Annotated in this window: 17 protein-coding genes; 9 read left to right on the top strand and 8 right to left on the bottom strand. The window is 36.5% G+C overall.

What is annotated here, in order from left to right; all coding sequences use genetic code 11:
- Positions 1-128 precede the first annotated feature (128 nt).
- Positions 129-2,000, top strand: coding sequence for a hypothetical protein (locus BXY58_RS12005; protein WP_120214101.1), 1,872 nt, complete (start codon positions 129-131; stop codon positions 1,998-2,000).
- A gap of 101 nt (positions 2,001-2,101) precedes the next feature.
- Here the strand turns inward: BXY58_RS12005 and BXY58_RS12000 are convergent, their stop codons facing one another.
- From BXY58_RS12000 to BXY58_RS11990, 3 genes are read right to left on the bottom strand one after another with little or no spacing between them, the layout of a single operon-like run.
- On the bottom strand, positions 2,102-2,722 hold the full coding sequence (locus BXY58_RS12000) for a hypothetical protein (RefSeq protein ID WP_120214100.1): 621 nt from the start codon (positions 2,720-2,722) through the stop codon (positions 2,102-2,104).
- A gap of 11 nt (positions 2,723-2,733) precedes the next feature.
- Positions 2,734-3,129, bottom strand: a complete 396-nt coding sequence (locus BXY58_RS11995; RefSeq protein WP_120214190.1) for a DUF3408 domain-containing protein — start codon at positions 3,127-3,129, stop codon at positions 2,734-2,736.
- 3 nt (positions 3,130-3,132) lie between these two features.
- Positions 3,133-3,900: a ParA family protein gene (locus tag BXY58_RS11990; protein ID WP_120214099.1), complete on the bottom strand. Its 768-nt coding sequence runs from the start codon at positions 3,898-3,900 to the stop codon at positions 3,133-3,135.
- A gap of 618 nt (positions 3,901-4,518) precedes the next feature.
- Here BXY58_RS11990 and mobA point away from each other — a divergent pair.
- Positions 4,519-4,947, top strand: coding sequence for a conjugal transfer protein MobA (gene mobA, locus BXY58_RS11985; RefSeq protein WP_120214098.1), 429 nt, complete (start codon positions 4,519-4,521; stop codon positions 4,945-4,947).
- Between the two features lie 7 nt (positions 4,948-4,954).
- A complete protein-coding gene (mobB, locus tag BXY58_RS11980) occupies positions 4,955-6,214 on the top strand; it encodes a conjugal transfer protein MobB (RefSeq protein ID WP_120214097.1) in 1,260 nt (419 codons plus the stop codon).
- Here the strand turns inward: mobB and BXY58_RS11975 are convergent, their stop codons facing one another.
- On the bottom strand, positions 6,215-6,748 hold the full coding sequence (locus BXY58_RS11975) for an AAA family ATPase (protein WP_120214096.1): 534 nt from the start codon (positions 6,746-6,748) through the stop codon (positions 6,215-6,217).
- A gap of 139 nt (positions 6,749-6,887) precedes the next feature.
- Here BXY58_RS11975 and mobC point away from each other — a divergent pair, with 139 nt between their 5' ends.
- Complete coding sequence (gene mobC, locus BXY58_RS11970; RefSeq protein WP_120214095.1) at positions 6,888-8,891, top strand: conjugal transfer protein MobC; 2,004 nt, start codon at positions 6,888-6,890, stop codon at positions 8,889-8,891.
- A gap of 40 nt (positions 8,892-8,931) precedes the next feature.
- On the opposite strand, the gene BXY58_RS11965 is transcribed toward mobC, so the two are convergent.
- Positions 8,932-9,774 carry an RteC domain-containing protein gene (locus BXY58_RS11965; protein WP_120214094.1) on the bottom strand — a complete coding sequence of 281 codons (843 nt, stop codon included), beginning with the start codon at positions 9,772-9,774 and terminating at the stop codon, positions 8,932-8,934.
- Between the two features lie 46 nt (positions 9,775-9,820).
- A complete protein-coding gene (locus tag BXY58_RS11960; RefSeq protein WP_120214093.1) occupies positions 9,821-11,524 on the bottom strand; it encodes a helix-turn-helix domain-containing protein in 1,704 nt (567 codons plus the stop codon).
- A gap of 280 nt (positions 11,525-11,804) precedes the next feature.
- Here BXY58_RS11960 and BXY58_RS11955 point away from each other — a divergent pair, with 280 nt between their 5' ends.
- From BXY58_RS11955 to BXY58_RS11940, 5 genes are all read left to right on the top strand, one after another.
- On the top strand, positions 11,805-12,023 hold the full coding sequence (locus BXY58_RS11955) for a hypothetical protein (protein ID WP_120214189.1): 219 nt from the start codon (positions 11,805-11,807) through the stop codon (positions 12,021-12,023).
- A 16-nt stretch (positions 12,024-12,039) separates the two neighbouring features.
- Entirely contained in the window at positions 12,040-12,207 is a 168-nt protein-coding gene (locus tag BXY58_RS16965; protein WP_170144232.1) for a hypothetical protein, read from the top strand.
- A 19-nt stretch (positions 12,208-12,226) separates the two neighbouring features.
- Positions 12,227-13,669 (top strand): MauE/DoxX family redox-associated membrane protein, encoded by a 1,443-nt coding sequence (locus tag BXY58_RS11950; protein WP_120214092.1) that lies wholly within the window; start codon positions 12,227-12,229, stop codon positions 13,667-13,669.
- 76 nt (positions 13,670-13,745) lie between these two features.
- On the top strand, positions 13,746-14,027 hold the full coding sequence (locus tag BXY58_RS11945; RefSeq protein ID WP_074234186.1) for a DUF6520 family protein: 282 nt from the start codon (positions 13,746-13,748) through the stop codon (positions 14,025-14,027).
- Positions 14,028-14,145: 118 nt separating this feature from the next.
- Positions 14,146-14,424: a hypothetical protein gene (locus BXY58_RS11940; protein WP_120214091.1), complete on the top strand. Its 279-nt coding sequence runs from the start codon at positions 14,146-14,148 to the stop codon at positions 14,422-14,424.
- Between the two features lie 22 nt (positions 14,425-14,446).
- Here the strand turns inward: BXY58_RS11940 and BXY58_RS11935 are convergent, their stop codons facing one another.
- Positions 14,447-16,951 carry an alpha/beta hydrolase family protein gene (locus BXY58_RS11935; protein WP_120214090.1) on the bottom strand — a complete coding sequence of 835 codons (2,505 nt, stop codon included), beginning with the start codon at positions 16,949-16,951 and terminating at the stop codon, positions 14,447-14,449.
- Positions 16,938-18,335 carry a RagB/SusD family nutrient uptake outer membrane protein gene (locus tag BXY58_RS11930; RefSeq protein WP_120214089.1) on the bottom strand — a complete coding sequence of 466 codons (1,398 nt, stop codon included), beginning with the start codon at positions 18,333-18,335 and terminating at the stop codon, positions 16,938-16,940. Before BXY58_RS11930 ends, BXY58_RS11935 begins: the two co-directional genes overlap by 14 nt.
- Positions 18,336-18,345 lie beyond the last annotated feature (10 nt).

Genomic DNA, 18,345 nt, shown 5'->3' with positions numbered 1-18,345 from the left:
AAAGTTTAAAAACACACACATCTAATTTTACAGTCTGGTTTACAATGGAATATTTTGGCTTTTTCTGGCTTATTGATATTATTTTTTTTAACTTAGAAGAAAATTAAACACCATTAAAACAACAACTTATGAGAAAGAAATTATTTTTTTCCTTCTTATTCCTTTACCTTGGAATAAATGGCCAGAATGTTCAGAATACATACCTTGATGCCTTGAAACTTGCGAAAATCTATTCGGAATTTATCAGGCATCCATACTCAGCAAACTTGGAGGGTTACTCCGAGACTTTACAACGATATGGTATAGATCAAAATAGTGATAATCCATTTTTAAAAGAGAACGAGATCAGTACAAAATTGATTAGATATGTGGTAAGTGAAACGATTGCACCTGGTGCAGTAATCCCCCCAATCAAGTCAGGTAGTATAGCATTAAATAATCAAAAATCTAAAAAGATCAGTGATGTGGAGAGTTCACAGCTTTCCGGACTGTCTTGGCAGTCAAAAATGATTAACGGTACAGTGACATTTATGGCGGAAAGATTTAAAGCTGAAATGGCTAATACGGTTCTACAAAATATGTTTGACAGAATACAAACCAATGATGTTGAGAACATACAGCTTTTGTTTCCAAAGACCTTGGAACAGGTTAAAAAATACTATCCGTCAAAAAATGCCAATACATACTATTCTTCTGATTTGATTTTTCTAAAACAAATTATCATATCTGACCTCAAAAATGCACCCGAAAATATTGCAAAGTCCGATCATATAAGACAAAAAATACCTGGAGATGGCGGTGATTATCTGATGATGGGTTACTACATTTCAACGTATTCAAAACAAGAGTATCCCATTGATGAAATTATTGAACGAATCAACAAGATAAAATTTACAAATGATGAGATTACAAAGACTGTATCTATGGTGAATCTGCTTTCTATAGCATTACGAGATTCTGCACAAAGTGCTACTAAATGGGTTAATCCCCTACTGCATTTAAAATACAGTGCAAAAAAGTCCAATTCTATCAAAGATCTGACAACAACTTTTTTTTATGCATTAATCTACCAGCAATTGAAATTCTACAACATTTCACAGCTTAACAGTATTTCTACGGTTTCTTATGCTGATAAGATTCAAAATTTGATTTCTTGTTTTAATACATTTAATGTTGCCTATAATCTTGTTAGAGAAAAAAAATCACTAAAAGCAGATTCGGATGATTACATCAAGTACACAAGCCAAATTATAGCTTCCTTTAGTGATTTTTCTAATAATGAGTTAATCCGAACGACTTATAACATCGACCCTAAGTATGTTGAATTCATCCAAACAGCACTTCAATTATATACACCAATTATCAAAAACGAATATGTGAATATACTTCCTGTGATTATTACGGAACTTGGCCCCTATTTTCCGGAAGATATCAATATACAGAATATGCGTGCCGTTAATTTTATAGCCCAGCTTGGAACTGCTGAAACCAGTGAGGATATCGCTGCTACACTTGATTCATTTGCACTCCCAATCGGAAGTGCTTCTATAAAAAGAAACAGTATTGTTAACATTTCACTTAATGGTTATGTTGGTCTTACTGGAGGATTTGAAACAGCTTATTCAGATTTTGGTAATAAGACAAAGGGAAATATTGGTCTCGCAGCACCAATTGGTGTTTCATTCACAAAAAACAGATATACCCTCTTTGCAAGTATTATTGATCTTGGAACCATGGTGAATGTAAGATTAAGCGGCGACGAGAACTCCTATTCAGGACTAAAATTTGAACATTTTCTTTCACCAGGACTTGGACTCTATTATAATTTTCAGAAAAGTCCTGTCACAATTGGTTTTCATTACAATTACATACCTAATTTACGAACTATAAAGTACGAAGAAGACATGACAGCAACCGTCATAAAAACTAATTCAAGTGTTGGAAGATTGAATTTTTCAATTCTTATAGATATACCACTATTAACCATCTATAGTAAATAGCTAAGGGTTCAGGCTCATTTCATCAATTGTTTTGTCAGGAATTAATTATGAAACGATAATTAATGTTATAAATAACTAAAAGATATTTAATAAGGGGAGATTTATAAAAACTCCCCAATATCGAAACCATCTGATTCATTTTTGCGATTGGGTGACCTCTTAATATCTGCATTGGAAATACTTTGGCTTAATAAATCGGCAATACGTTTTGTAGCACCCTCCAACGAATTTTCTAATAGACTGAAAAGCTCGGTTTCCTGAATTTTTTGAATAATATTGACTGCTTGTTGCTCTAAGGCAGGCTCCAGGAATTCTTCCTGTAAGAGCTGCCCCACAGTACTCAACTCCTGAAAGGTAACCCCTGTGGCAAAACCGCTTTCAATCTCAGAAAAATTCTCGTATTGCCAATCTTCCTCTTCTTCTTCCCAATCGTCACTTTTGACCAGAATATCTTCTAATGATTTTTTGTCAGTAGGCTGGTCAATCTCCTGCTCTTTGGTTTCTGAATCAAAATTATCTGTTCTTACTTCTGCGGTTACAAACTGGCGTTGAGCAGAAGATGATGGCAATGCTTGTCTTTCTTCTTGTTTTATTTTTCCAATAATTGTTGAGGGATTTGATTTTGTTTCACTTTTTGTTTCAGATGTAGGACTTTTCAAAGATCTTTTATCCCATAATAGTAGGATAATAATGATTAAAAGACCTGTTATAATTAATTCCATAAGTAGGCATTTTAAAAAATGGGACGGTATTTATTGTTGAAATCTTCAGTGATTTCTTGTTCAAACATTTCAAAATGATGAGCAAGGATGTTATCCAAATACGCATATAAAGGAATCTGATCATCTGCTACGATCTGAATGATTCGGGACAGTCGCTCGTGGTATTCGGGACGGATGTATATACTTTTATCGCCACGTTTATTCATGGTTTGATGAGTCAGAAACTGCTCCACATATTTAATGTCATTCGTTTTTTTCGCTTTGGTTTTTGGTTTAGACAAATGCGTTTCGTCTGATGTTACTTGTTTTGCATTAGCAGATTCTTTCTTGGTGGACCCCGCCATAATGGACATCAGGTAGTCCTCATCAATGTTGTTTTTTTCTCCGTTCTTTCTATTGGTTTCCATCATTTAAATCTTGATAATTCTTATAAATTCTTCCATGAATTGATCCAGCCGGCATTGCGTCGTCATCTTCGGGTCTGCCGGTAACAAGGTTGATCGGAAAACTGTTTTGGCAGCGGTCTCTCCTTCTTTCCTGAATCTCTTGCTGTCTGCAATAGATGCTTTCATTAATGGTAGTCCCAACTCTGTAATAACTTTACTGTAGTTTTCGTAGAGGTGGGTCTTTTCCCTGCCATCGACCTGGTTCCAAAAAAGATGAATCGATTTTATTGCAGTCTGCTTTTCTTTCATCAGTACATTGGTCAGCACATCCGTAAAGCTTAATGTGCTTTCAAGGATAAGTCGGTCTGCCGTAATAGGAGAAAAAATATGATGAACATGGGCAAGGGTTCTTAAAATTCCTGCTGTGTTCACGGTACCGGGTAGGTCTAAAAATATGATATCAGGTACTGTTTCTGAACCATTTATAAAATTTTCTATTTCTCCCAGTACTGTATCAGCCTTGCTTTGGAAAATGGGATATGCTTTTTTTCCGATGGTCGTAAACTGCTGATGCGCCATCCTTTTTAAAATCGGATTCTGCATCACTGTTTTTAAATCCCTTTCCCGCATTTGTATTAAACTGTACTGCGGAAAATCGCAGTCAAAGACTGCAACCTGATAGCCTAAACGGTAATGCAATATACTTGCAACAAGTGATGTGAAAGTGCTTTTACCTACGCCTCCCTTTTGAGTTGAAAAAGCAATAATGGTTGGTTTTTTTCCTGTTTCCATTCTTTTTGTTTTTATTGTTAAACTTTATTGATGTTGGTTACTATGTGTAATAAGCAGCACTGTCAACCGCATCTTGTATTGAAAGGATTAACTATGGCAAGCCTACCTGAATTCAAGCTTTCCGGATTGCCTTCCAACCTTAAGTCCAACAATCGATCAATCAATTCTGAGCGACTGCTGAGACTCAGTATCTAAGAGATTCGTGATCGATGTCTTTTTAGAATGCAAGCTTTACGGCATTCTGGAAAGCAGGACGTCAAGCCTTCAAGCATTGAAGATTTATAACCATCTGGCTGCATTTCTTACTTGCTGACCGTCTGGTACAAATGAAGATATTACCTGTTACACCTGATGATTAGCGGTTGGATTTGACTGTATATGTCTCTTTTTGGCACTGGTTACGATAAAGACTTTTTAATGATCTGTGACTTACTTTGCTAAGGAGTTTTTGTGAACAACATTCGTCGTATTGAAAGGTAATTTCCTTTCACCCGAAAGGGGCAAGTTGTGTTTTGAGCATCTCGAAACGTTTTCGGATGCTGAAAACAACTTGCCCTTGCAGGGGGCTGGGAAAACAATCTCCGAAGTCGATGTCTTATAAAGTAAAATGGATGGATTATGAATGGTCAGAATAATAAACAGAAAAAAACCGGTCGGCGTCCAAAGGCTGACCCTGCTAAAATTCGTTACACGATCTCTTTTAATGAGCTAGAACACTCCCGGTTTCTTGAATTGTTTGACCAATCAGGGATGTCCGTCAAGGCTCATTTTATAACATCCTGCATCTTTGAAAAGACGATAAATACTGTCAAATTAGATAAAGGAACCATTGATTTTTATATGAGACTGACCTCATTTCACAGCCAGTTCCGTGCGGTCGGTGTCAATTATAATCAGATTGTAAAACTGCTTTACACTCATTTTACTGAGAAAAAAGCGGCGGCATTACTTTTTAAACTGGAAAAGCAGACTATAGAAATGGTGGAAATCTTCAGAAAAGTAGTTCAATTGACTGAAGAGTTTAATCAAAAACATCTTAAAAACTAATGAACATATGGTTGCTAAAATCGGAAGAAGCAGTAATTTGTTCGGTACTTTGTCCTACAATAATCTTAAAATAGAAAAGGAGAAAGGAGAAATTCTGCTGACTAACAAAATGATTGAAACAGCAGATGGAAGCTACACTGCTAGTCAGCTGGCGAAATCATTTGAACCTTATTTGTCAGCTAATCGAAATACAGAAAAACATACCCTGCATATTTCTTTAAATCCAGATCCTGAAGACAATGTTTCTGATGGGAAATACAGACAAATGGCTCAGCAATACATGCAGGAAATGGGCTATGGTGAACAGCCGTTTGTTGTATTTAAACATACGGATATAGACAGAAGTCACATTCATATTGTCTCTGTATGCGTCGATGAAGAAGGTAAGAAGATATCCGACAAATTCGAAAAAGTGCGTTCGATGAAAATATGTCGGGAACTGGAAAAGCAATTCGGATTGATTTCAGCACTGGAAAAAGAAAATAAGTTGAACAGCCCGATTTTTAAAGCGGTCGATTATAAGAGAGGCGATATAAAAAGTCAGATTGCCTCAGTGGTAAGACATATCAGTTCTCAATATCAATTTCAGTCCCTGGGTGAGTACAATGCTCTACTCTCTCTTTATAATATTACTGCGGAAAAAGTGGAAGGAGAACTGCAAGGTCACTTGCAAAAAGGTTTACTGTACTTTCCAACAGACAGGAAGGGTAAAAAGATTGGAAAGCCTTTTAAAGCATCGCTGTTTGGAAAAAAGGCTGGTCTTGGTTCTTTGGAAAAGCACTTTGAATCTAATAAGGCAAAAATGAAAAATCTTCGTACGAAAGAGAAGCTACAAGAGAAAATCATTTTGTCATTACAATCTTCAAACAATGAAAAATCATTTATTAAAAAATTGCAAAAAGAAGGAATTGATACGGTGATTCGTAAAAATGCTCAGGAAAGAATTTACGGAATGATTTTTATTGATCAACAGTCAAAAACGGTCTGGAATGGATCACGTTTGGGAAAAGAATGTTCAGCGAATGTTTTTAATGATAAATGGAATAATCCAAGCAAGAAGACAGATGAGGAAATGAAAGATCAACATACTCTTCATCTAAGACCTACTCAAAACAGTCATCATCTTTTCACTGCAGTTGAAAGTAGCAGAGATTCTTTTTTCGAATCCTTTGGTGGAATTCTTCCGACTTTAAGTGATGAAAATGATCATGAAGAAATTGAGTTTGCCAACAGAATGAAGAAAAGAAAAATAAGAAAAAGGAGATAACTAAATCAAGTCTAATATGAACTGGCAGCGTTTTTCAACAGTATCTTTTGGAACAACAACAAGTTCATACCCAAATTTCGTATAAGTCATCCTCATTTGTTCATAGGTTTCGACGGCTTCTTCCCAGTTTTGTTTGCCTTCCGCATCGGTTATATAGATTTCCTTCCAAGGCGGAAGTATAAATACTTTTTTGTTATATACAATGGTTTCTGTCAACTGTGTAATGTCTTTAGAGACTGGCAGCTTTTCCATTTTCATATAGCAGATTGTATCGGGTAATGCTCTGTCGAAAAAAATGGTGTTTTCTGAAGACTCGTTGATAACGTTCCAATAGCTTTGTATAGAAGCTTCGGCCATCAGCTGGGCATAGAGTGCCTTGTTCTTCCAAGGTAATCCATTGCCATCGATAAGTATTTGTTCCTTAATGAGTCGCCTAGCTTCTTCAGGTACGATTTTAAATCCTTTCTTCTGAAGTGCATTGATTAAAGTTGTTTTACCGGCACCGGGACCGCCGGTGATTATATAGAGTTTCACTTTACAGTAATTTAATTATTATTTTATTCATGTGCGAGGCATACTGCCTAATATTGCCATACAGCTACAAAAGTTGCCCAATGAGTTTGCGTCTCTATTGACTAAATAAATTCGAGCCTTAACATTTATTATAAGGAAAATGCAGGGAGAAGACGACTTGAGGGGATTGGCCAAAATTATGGCATTTATGAGGGCAGTGAGCATTATCATTGTAATGATGCACCTTTACTGGTTCTGCTATGGATTTTTTGATGAACGTCAATGGACAATAGACATCGCCACAAAGATACTGCATAATTTTAATCGGACAGCTGCTTTATTCTCTAATCCTTTCTATACTAAAATTTTTGCAGTCGTACTATTAGGCCTGAGCTGTCTTGGAACAAAGGGCGTAAAAAATGAAAAGATAACCTGGAATAAAATCAACCTTACACTTGTAACGGGGTTCCTACTGTTTTTCCTGAACGATTGGTTGCTGAAAGTTGATATTCATCTTGCAGCATATCTGTATTTTTTTTCGACTGGACTGGGGTATGTTTTGTTAATGCAGGCTGGAGTCTGGATGAGCCGCATATTGAAAAACAATTTGATGAATGATGTCTTCAACAGTGAAAATGAAAGCTTCCAGCAAGAGACAAAACTACTCCATAATGAATATTCTGTCAACCTTCCTACAAAATTCTATTATCAAGGGAACTGGCATCACGGATGGATCAACGTCGTTAACCCTTTTCGTGCGACCATTGTTTTAGGAACACCGGGCTCCGGAAAATCTTATGCTGTAGTCAATAATTACATCAGGCAGCATATCGAAAAGGGATTTTCAATGTATATCTATGATTTTAAATTTGATGACCTTTCAACAATCGCTTATAATCACCTTTTAAATCATTCCAATGCTTATACCATAAAGCCTAAGTTTTATATTATCAATTTTGACAACCCCAGAAAAAGCCACCGATGCAATCCCCTAAATCCTGATTTTATGACCGATATTTCGGATGCCTATGAAGCGGCTTATACCATTATGCTGAATTTGAATAGAAGCTGGATACAGAAACAAGGAGACTTTTTTGTGGAATCGCCTATCATTTTGTTAGCGGCTATTATCTGGTTTTTGAAAATCTATGATAATGGCAAGTATTGTACTTTTCCACACGCTATTGAACTGCTGAATAAGAAATACGAAGATGTTTTTACCATTCTTACCTCTTATTCTGAATTGGAAAACTACCTCTCCCCTTTTATGGATGCCTGGCAGGGCGGTGCGCAGGATCAGTTGCAAGGTCAGATCGCATCAGCGAAAATCCCTTTATCAAGAATGATTTCACCCCAACTGTACTGGGTAATGACGGGAGATGATTTTTCCTTGGACATTAATAATCCTAAAGAACCAAAAATTTTATGTGTTGGTAATAATCCTGACCGACAGAATATCTATTCTGCGGCGCTGGGGCTTTACAATTCGAGGATTGTAAAACTGATCAATAAAAAAGGCCAGCTGAAAAGCTCAATCATTATTGATGAGCTGCCTACTATTTATTTTAGAGGTCTTGATAATCTGATTGCCACCGCAAGAAGCAACAAAGTATCTGTTTGCCTGGGATTTCAGGATTTTTCCCAGCTTACCAGAGATTATGGTGATAAAGAAAGTAAGGTCATCCAAAATACAGTCGGAAATATTTTCAGTGGACAAGTAGTCGGTGAAACGGCGAAGGCTTTATCTGATAGGTTTGGCAAAGTGTTACAGAAAAGACAGAGTATATCAATTAACAGAAACGATACTTCGACATCCATCTCCACACAATTGGACAGTTTAATTCCTGCTTCCAAGATATCCACTTTAACACAGGGATTTTTTGTAGGCGCTGTTTCTGATAATTTTGATGAAAGAATAGAACAGAAGATTTTTCATTCTGAGATTGTCGTTGATGCTGCAAAACTTGCAGCAGAGGAAAAGCACTACCAAAAGATACCGGAAATTCGTTCTTTTGCTGATGAGGAGGGCAACGATTGTATGCGGGATGAAATAGAAAAAAATTATAAAAGTATAAAATCTGAAATTTTAAAAATCATTACACATGAGATGGAAAGGATTTCTAAGGATCCCGATTTGCAACACCTCATCAATAAAGATGTATAAACCATAAACGTTATTGAGTTTATGGTTTATACAACGCATTTCACTCCCCTTCTGTTTGTTGAAAATGCTGGGCAAGATTATCGCTGACTATGTTCAAAAACTTGGTCGGTCCCTGCTTACGGTTTCGGATTTCAAAGATGGTCTTGTGAAAATTTCCAAGGTCTGTGCCGAGTGATTTTTCCACAAATCGAATGACTTCACTGAGTTCCACATTACCACCGTTGAAGCAGCGCATATGATACAGGGCATATACCAATTCGATAAGTCCAACCTTCGACGCGGACCAGACCAGTCTGGATGAATTTTGATTTTCATTATTTTCTGATAAACTATCAATTTGTTTTTTTAAGTAGTAGTCAATCTTTTCATTCGCCATAAATTTTGCGATCAGCTGATCATGAGAGGTAGTGAAGCTTGTGTCGAAATTGTAAAAGCCTAATGAGAGTTTCATTTTAAGATCGTAGGAATTCCGGACAAATATTTTATGATCCAGGTACGTGGCTTCCCTTCTGTAATAACTGTAAAAATCAGATTGTTCCTTATAAAAATTCTTAAGCTTTTCCTGTTCTGCCTCATAGTATTCCTTCAGTGCGTTCTTTCCGGCATTGGGCTTGTGGGATTCTAAATCTAAAACTGTTGAATAGTAAATAAACTTCGAAATGAATTTTGGTTTCAGCTTTTTGAAGAAATGAATTTCTTCGCCTTTATTCTCAAAATGATGAGCAGAGACAAAAGACTTCAATTTTCTGATAGAATCATCGATTAACAGTAAAGATTTTTCTGCAACCTTGAGCATGTTGTCTTCATCATAAGCTTCATTGATTTTAAGCTCCAGTTCTTCATGCAGCTTTGCAATTTTTCTAAAAATAGTTTTTGTTACCATGTCCTTTTTTTAGAAATTTACAAAAAAACGTTTAGCCAAGGGAGCTTCACTTAATTCCTAATTCCTGTTTTCTCTTTTTGATATAATCCGTAGGTCGTATACCGTTAATTTCGAAGAACAGTTTTGAAAAATTCTGACGTGCTGCTATTCCGCACTCTTCAGCCAAAGCTTCTACGGTGTAGTGAAGATATTTATTGTTGGTATTCAGGAGATGGGTAATGTATTGTATTCGGAGTTGAGCAATATATTTTGTAAAGTTCATGCCTTTATTTTCATTGATGTACACCGACAAATAATGAGCATTGGTATTGAGCTTACCGGCTATGCTGTTCTGAGTAATACCTTTCTTCGTAAATTGCAACTCCCGTTCAAATTTTTCAAGTTTTTGCTTTATTTCAACAGTCACTTCCGGGCTAAGGAAAGTTTTTCTGATTGCATAATCTTCTGGTTCTTCTGTAACAATATCTCTTTTTTCATAAGTACCCTCTGCCATTCTTTTTTGAAGCAAATCGTACTGCTTTTTTATTTTTCGGTCTTTCACATACCGGATCACGAAAAATGATAGGACAAGCGTTCCTGAAAGTATTAATACCTGTGCTAATCTGATCTTTCGCAGACTCGCCTTCTCTATATCGTCTCTTTGCTCAATCAGGGACTTACGATCATAATCCTTATGTAGTTTTGCGGACAGATAAGGATAATCTTTTGTCATTAAACTGTCAGCTTCAAGAAGCTGTTTGGTATAATATAGCTCCTTACTTAGATTCTTTCCTTGATAATAATCAATCAGGTAATTATAACTTTTGAAGACCTCAGGGAGAATAAAGTCTTCTCTTTGAAAAATAGAATCAACTTCACTGTAATAAGCTATGGCTTTATTTTCATTATTTTCAAATTCAGCGATTTTTGCTAAGTAATAATAAATTACAGATGCCCATGCAAAATCATTTCTCCTGATAATGTTTGGTAAAGCGGTCTCAAGGTCAGCTTTTGCCGAGGTGTAGTCTTTTTTTAGAAATTCACAAATTCCAATACATTTTAAAAAATAGCTGTTTTCCAGTATAAAATCAGGATTATTTTTTGTTAGTCGATATCCTAATAGACTGAGACTGTCACTTTTAGAGAAGTTTTTTAAATACCTGTTGATCACTGTCAATTGATGCAGTGAATTGAAATATGCTTTTTTGTAGTTAAACTGGAGGTTTTCGTGAAGCTTTTGATAATCTTGAGAGCTGTAAAATGCAGCACAATCCTCAAAATGCTCCAGCGCCTCGTCATAATAACCGAGATGCTCTTTCACAATTCCCAGGTGATAAATAACCTTATACTTATGGTATTCATCTTTCGAGCCTTTAGAGTACTCATAAGCTTTCAAATACTGATTTAGGGCCTGTTTATATTTTTTATGGTAGAAATAGTATATGATTCCTTTGCTCAGAAAATCTTTGCTGATGTCATCTTTTGTTCCATGTTTTAAGCTGAGCATTAGAGCACTGTCAGCATATTTTATTTTGTTTTTCAGATCGAATTGTCTTCCGTCTCTGTAGCCCTGAAGCAATTTGGGAATATTATGTTCGGCTTTGGCTTTTTCTATATACAACTTAACATTAGGCATCGCAGTGATGTCGTCAATGGTCATTTTTTCATAATGACCTCTGATCTCCCTGAAAGTACTTTCTATTTTTTGCTGTGCTGATAGTAACTGTGAAAATGCAGAAAGCAGGACGAGAAAGTAGTTTAACTTTTTCATATACTGATTATTAGAACCTCACCATCTCAAAAATACGGATTTTGATCTTAAATAATGCCTTTGGCAGCCAATGAGGACCATTCGATACATTAATATGTTGGTGCCATCGATAACTACGCCTTTAAGGGCTTTTTCGTGATGGTACGATTTTAAAATAGAGACGTCTCAATTCTAAAATTGCCCCACAGGACAGTTTTTTTGTGCATTGCAGCCTTCTAACTTTGGCTTCAGAATTCTAATTCAATCCGACGTCGGGATAACCAAATCAAATCCAATTACAATGAAAAAGTTTATCCCAATTTTTAGTATAGCGATAGCTGCATTTAGTTTACAAAACTGTTCGAACCGAGATCTAGAAATCTTGGATCTTAATGAGTCAGATGATATCCAAAAAAAACAGGTGATGAGAAAAGATTCTGCCAAATCATCTGAGGGGATTGTAGATCCCGATCCGCCGGTAAGAGACGGTGATAACTGGAGGATTAAACCAGATAACTAAATCAATTCTATGACCTATGATTCCTCATACCTCCATATCAGCTGCCACAGGCTTACCATGTCCGGAAAGCGGCATCTGGGAAAGTATGGGGAATTTCAGAACAACTGTAACATTATTTAAAGGTGAACTGATGCCTGACTACTGCGGAATGAAGATCAAATGGAGATTGATTCAGGTCTGTTAAACATATTAAAAAGAAAGCCATGAAATCTTTTAAGACGATTTTTGTCAAAGGTGTTTCCTATTTTTTTATCCTGCTGTTTATTTATGCGAGTGTGAGTAAACTGTTGGACTTTGAGAATTTCCATGTACAGTTAGCGCAGTCACCGATGCTTGGAGCCTATTCAGGCATCGTTTCATTGCTCGTTATTATTGTTGAACTGGTAATTGTCTATCTTTTAGTCATCCGAAAATTTCGCATAACAGGGCTTTATGCAGCTCTTGGTATCATGTCCGCTTTTACGGTGTACATCTATCTTATATTAAATTACAGTGCTTCTATTCCCTGCTCCTGCGGAGGTATACTTGAGAAAATGGATTGGAATCAACACCTAATGTTTAATGTATGTTGTGTTCTCTTATTGATCGTGGCAATTATCTTTAATGGCTTTACAAACAGGATAAAGTTAATGAGTCGGCTTGCTTTGTCTACAATCCTGCCATTATTGTCTGTAGTGCTTGTATTTGATATAAGTGTTGATGAGCCCCAAGGGTCTTTTAAAAGGAATGTGATTGAACCATTAACAATGGAATGTCAAATATTGAAGTTTCCTATGAACAACTATTATTTTGCAGGTAGTTATGGTGATTCTCTATTTTTAGCAAACCGTAAAACACCATTGCTTCTTTCAACCATAACACCTGATTACAATTCTATTAAACTGGACACGATCAGACTAGATAACTATAAGTATGATTTTGTCAGTGTTACAATTAATGTCTTATACCCTTATTTCAGCGTATCTGATGGAAAGGTGCCGGTAATTTTTGAAGGAAAGTTCCCAACTTTAATGGCCTGCGAGACAGGTATTAACCGACTTTATTTTTCGCGGTTCTATATGATTGAACCACAAAAATATGTATTTAAAACAATGCTTGTTAAAACAAAAGAAAGTGAACTGGGCATTTTAAATACTGCAAAAAAGGAATATCAAATCTTTCCGGATGTATTACAGAAAAAGACAGACGGCGTTTTTGACACAGACGGCGATATGGCTATAGACCATCACAACAAAAAAATTATTTACACTCATTTTTATCTCAACGAGATGATAACAGCGGATTTTAATTTCCATAATATTCAAAGAAACAGAACGATTGATTCCCTGTCCCATATCGCAATTGAAACCAAAACACTTAAAAACGGACAACAAAAGTTATTGCGATCTCCAAGTGTCATCAACAAGGCGCAAACTTTATATGATAATAAGTTTTATAATGTATCAAATATAAGGGGCAGAGACGAATCCCCTGAAGTATACAGAAATAATTTTATCATTGATGTCTATAATAATCAAACGAAACAATATCTCTACAGCTTTTATATCAGGAATCATGATAAAGATAAAATCAGAGGAATATTATGCACAAAACATTATTTCTATGTACTGTCTGGTAACAAAATTTCAAGATATACATTTAAATAATATCTGTTGGCCGACAGAACAGGGATTGCCGAAAACCTGTTGATTTAGAGTAGGCATAACATCAAATTTTATTACAATGAAAAATTTCATTTTACCCGCAGTTCTAATTCTGATAGGAACAGGAACTGCATTCGCTACTCAAAAAGAAAAAAGTAGCAAGGAACATTTAGCAGTTAGACAGGGCTATATTTTTAACAATGTAACCAATCAATGGGACAGAAGCATCATGTGTAAAGAAGAGGTTGATCCTATTTGCACAGTTAATGGTCTGCCATCAGGACAGCAGGTATTTGGAACGACTGGGCCTGACGTTGATCACCCGGAAACGGCTAATGTCGAATTATACAAAATCAACTAAAAATAGCTCCCGAAAGGGAGCTTATTTTAATGGTTTGAGTTAAAAATTACTGCTATCAGCAGAAAAACTTTTTATAAAATCTTTTGACTAATTATAATACAACATTAAATTGACCAAAATGAAAAATTATATATTATTTACAGTCCCCATTTTATTAGGAATCGGAGCTGTTGCCATTACAAAAACTGCAAGAAGTAACATGGAAAATGCAGCTGTTAGACAAGGCTATATTTTTAATCACTCAACCAATCAATGGGATCGAAGCGTCATGTGTGGAACAGATGGGACCATTTGTACTGTTAATGGTTTACCAAACGGACAGCAGGTTTTTGGGACTGATGGCCCTGAAATTGATCATCCGGAGACGGCTAACGTTGAATTATATAGGCTAGACTAAGAAACTCCCTTTCGGGAGTTTTTTATTGAGTTAGTGGGCGAATCCAGTCTGCCGGCTTTTTATTCTTCAGGTAATATTCGAACCATTGCCAGATTTTAATATTAAAATCTAATTGATTGAAAGGTTGTAAGACGTTATGGGTTTCATTGATGTATTCCAGCAAAACAGCTTTTTTCATCTGTCTTTTTATTCCCATAAAGAACATCCTTGCCTGAGCAGGTGATACGTTTTTATCTTTCAACCCTGTCCAAAGCAATACAGGAACTTCAATATTTTTCACATGATAAACAGGCGAGTTCTCCAGATAAAGACTCCAATGATCCAGGACACTATTGTTCATCCTCATCTGATGATTTTCAGCCCTCATATAGTTCGGCTTAGTCATGAATTCAGATTGGCTAAGGGCATGGGAAACCAAATCAGAAATCATAACTCCCGCCACACCTGTCTTAAAGTACTTCGAATTGGTCAGTGCAAGACCTGTCTCATATCCCCCGTATGACAGTCCTATCAATCCAATATTTTTGTCATCGATTGATGCCAGCGATTTGGCTGAATCGATGCTTTTTTCCAAAGACAATAAAACGCTATTTTTAACATTTGCTACTTCGTATTGGAGATCCGGAAGTAAAACGATATAGCCATTCATCAGATAATGCATATAATTGAATCCGGTCATTATATTTAAATAAGGCTGCAAGAAAAATAACACATCGTGCGAAAGCTCCTCATAAATATTCACAATCATCGGATATTTTTTGTTGGGATCATAGTTGACAGGTAATAAGAGTGCTGCGTTGGAAGTTCCTAAATCGGTTTTATATTGAAATATCTCGTACCTAGCTCCTTCGAATCCTTTCTTTTCTTTTTTTAGAGACTCATAAACAGTGTGATATTTGCCTCTTTCGAGGATTGTCAGCTTAAAAGGCTCCAAGGCAAAACCAGATGTTAAAAAATATCCGTTATCATAAGGTATTATATCCCTGTAATGACCTTGCTGGAAAAATGTTGTTTTATTGTTTTTATCGGTAACGGTGGCAAATCTTGAATCATAAGACAGCTTATTGAAAGTCTTAAATAGTAAATCCTTCGATAGATCTATTTCTGCTATTCTTATATTCCAGGATGATTTCGGGTAATGCTCTTTTGACAACATGAGTTGATATTTCGTTTTGGCTACTTCTCCCATGGTGACTCTTTTTAATTGCATGGTTTTCAGGTCGATTACAAAATAATCAAAATGGTTGGAAATCATTATCGCACATTTGCCTTTAATTTTAACAGGATTAGTAGCAGGGGCTTTAGCTAAGCCGCTATGTTCCAGACTGGTCCAACCCTTTGTATTAGGAGGTATAAGATCAACCTCTTTCCCCGTAATAATATTATGGGATATCCAAGTCGTATCATTAAAATAGACAAACTGTTTTGTATCGCGATCCCAAAGATAATTGCCTTCCTCTATTCTTTTTTGGGGCAATAAATATGAATTTTTACCATAATTTAAAAACAGATTTAGATCAAGGATTCTATTTTGTTGCTCTTCCACAACATCATCCGCTAAATCATACACGATGAAATCTCCTTTGTCATTTAAAAATTTATAGACCGGTATTTCATCATTCACATCAGGTAGATAATCCCATTGTTCGTTTTTAAGATTATAAATGCCCAAATGGTAATAGAGCATTTTATCCTCGCCGTTCCTATTGGAATAGGTGATCTTCAATTCGGGATTTTCATAACGCTCCAGCTTACTTTTCAAATACAACGGAAATATGAAATGTTCATTTTCCCGAACTTCCAAATAGGTAATTAACCGGGTGGTTGATTCAAATCCTTCGGGCACAGCTACCAGCTGCTTGGTTAACTTTTCTGATCGAAGGTCAACACTGTAGAGTTCAATTTGCTTGGGTTGGACATTGGCGGCATATATTCGCTGATCAACTGAAGAAATCCATTGGATATCACTATTAACCTTATAGGTCTTAGAGCGATAACTTGTCAGATTCGTTACAACAAGGTCATTTCCTGATGTATAGATTAGGTTATTGGTAGTCGTATCAAGTTGATAAACCCTTACATCCTGTTTTCTCCACAATACTTTTCCCTCTATGGAAACTAACAGAAGTTCTCTTAAACTTGGATTAAATAGAATCACTTGAGCCGATTCTTGTGTAGGTTGGATTATATAGTTACCTGAAACTTCCGTGGACTGACCGGTTCTTAAATCTGTGAATCGACAATGATTACTATTGCGCATCAGCAGTAAATCATCATTTAAAAATTGAAATTGATCATAATTACCCAGCATTGTCGTTTTATCCATTTTGACATCCAACAATTCATAGTCATTCTTTCCATAAGTATTGCTGTGGTTTAGAATAACGTAACGCCCATTAGGGCTGTTCGCCCGTAATGCTGTTTCATAATATTGCTTGTAAACTGCGTTTAAACTGTCAATATTCTGAGACCAGCAAAGTCCCTGAATTAAGAGGAATGCCAGAATATAAAACCTAGTAACCATCATTCTGCGGATTTAAGTTAGGATTTAGTAGCAATTCACTTGCAGGTAGGGGCAGTAATTTAAAATAGGGTCTCCACTGCCCTTTCTTTGAAGGCATTATGACATCTGCAAGGTCGTAGTGCTTTAAGTCATAGAGGCGGTGTCCGAACTCAGTAAATAATTCTGACCTCCTTTCCTGAATTAAAGCATTGATCAAGATATTTTGATCAATTGTATTGGCTAATGATGCTAAACCAGCACGGTTCCTGATCGTATTGATATCTGCAATTCCCAAGTCATATTGGCGTTTTTTAATATAAGCTTCTGCTCTTATTAAATACAGTTCCTCTACTCTTAAAATGACCGAATATTCTAATGAGGTCGGGCTGGTATAATACTGTTTATATTTATATGGATAATAATACGTTTTATTTTGTGCATCGGTCTTTTGCCCTATCCAAGCGGATTTTCTTTGATCGCCAGTCTCAAATTCATCTATAAAATCCTGTCGTAGCGCAACATTGGTCGGCGGGGCTGTGTTCAGGATAAATACATTCCCCTGATATGCATTGTACGTAGCACCAAAAGGTAACAGATGCCATATACTTCCTGAGCTGTCTTTCAGGAATACCTTGTTTAAGTCAGCTTCCATTTTATATTGGACATCTGCGATGACATGGTTGCAATACTGAAGCGCGGAATCCCAGTTTTTTTCATAATAGGCCATTCTTGCCAATACAGTATAGGCTGCCATCTTTGTCGGATATACCCTGTTTCCTGCGGCCAAAGTGGCGGGTAAGAGTGGTACTGCTGTTTCGAGATCTGTTTTACACTGGCCATAAACCTGACTGGTACTTAGCTTACCGATGCTCTGGTTAACCTGATAATTTGTCGAGGTGACGTAAGGGACTGGACCGAATGTCTGGGTTAGGTAAAGATGCAGCAAAGCCCTGAGAAAATGGCCTTCCCCTTTTAATCGGTTTTTAACTTCTGAGCTCAGGCTGTCCGAATTTTCAACCCCTTCAATAACGGCGTTGATGTTGTAGATCTGAGTGTAGGTGATCGTCCACAGATTCTTGATCTTATCGGTAGTGGCCATATGGCTCAGGTTATAAAAGATGGCAGCATCTGTTGTAGCTAAACCATAGGCCTGAAGCTCATCTGCATAGGCTGCCAGCACGAGCTGAGCCCCTGATGGAGCTCCTGACAAAAACCCCTGTTCGTCTAATGAACGGTAAACACCTGCCATGGCAGATTTAGCCAGCTGGTCATCTTTGAAGACGACTTCTCTTGTTATTTGATTTTTAGGGAGTCCAACTTCCGTAAAGCGGTCACAGCTGTTAGTGATCAGAAGGGACAGAATCAAAAGGGTTGGTAATATAATATGTTTTAAAATTGTATTTTTCATAATAATGCAA

Origin of the sequence: Epilithonimonas arachidiradicis, from assembly GCF_003610695.1 — a bacterium.
Lineage (GTDB): Bacteria > Bacteroidota > Bacteroidia > Flavobacteriales > Weeksellaceae > Epilithonimonas > Epilithonimonas arachidiradicis.
The sequence above is the reverse complement of the archived record's forward strand: the minus strand, read 5'-3'. Positions and strand labels throughout refer to the sequence as shown.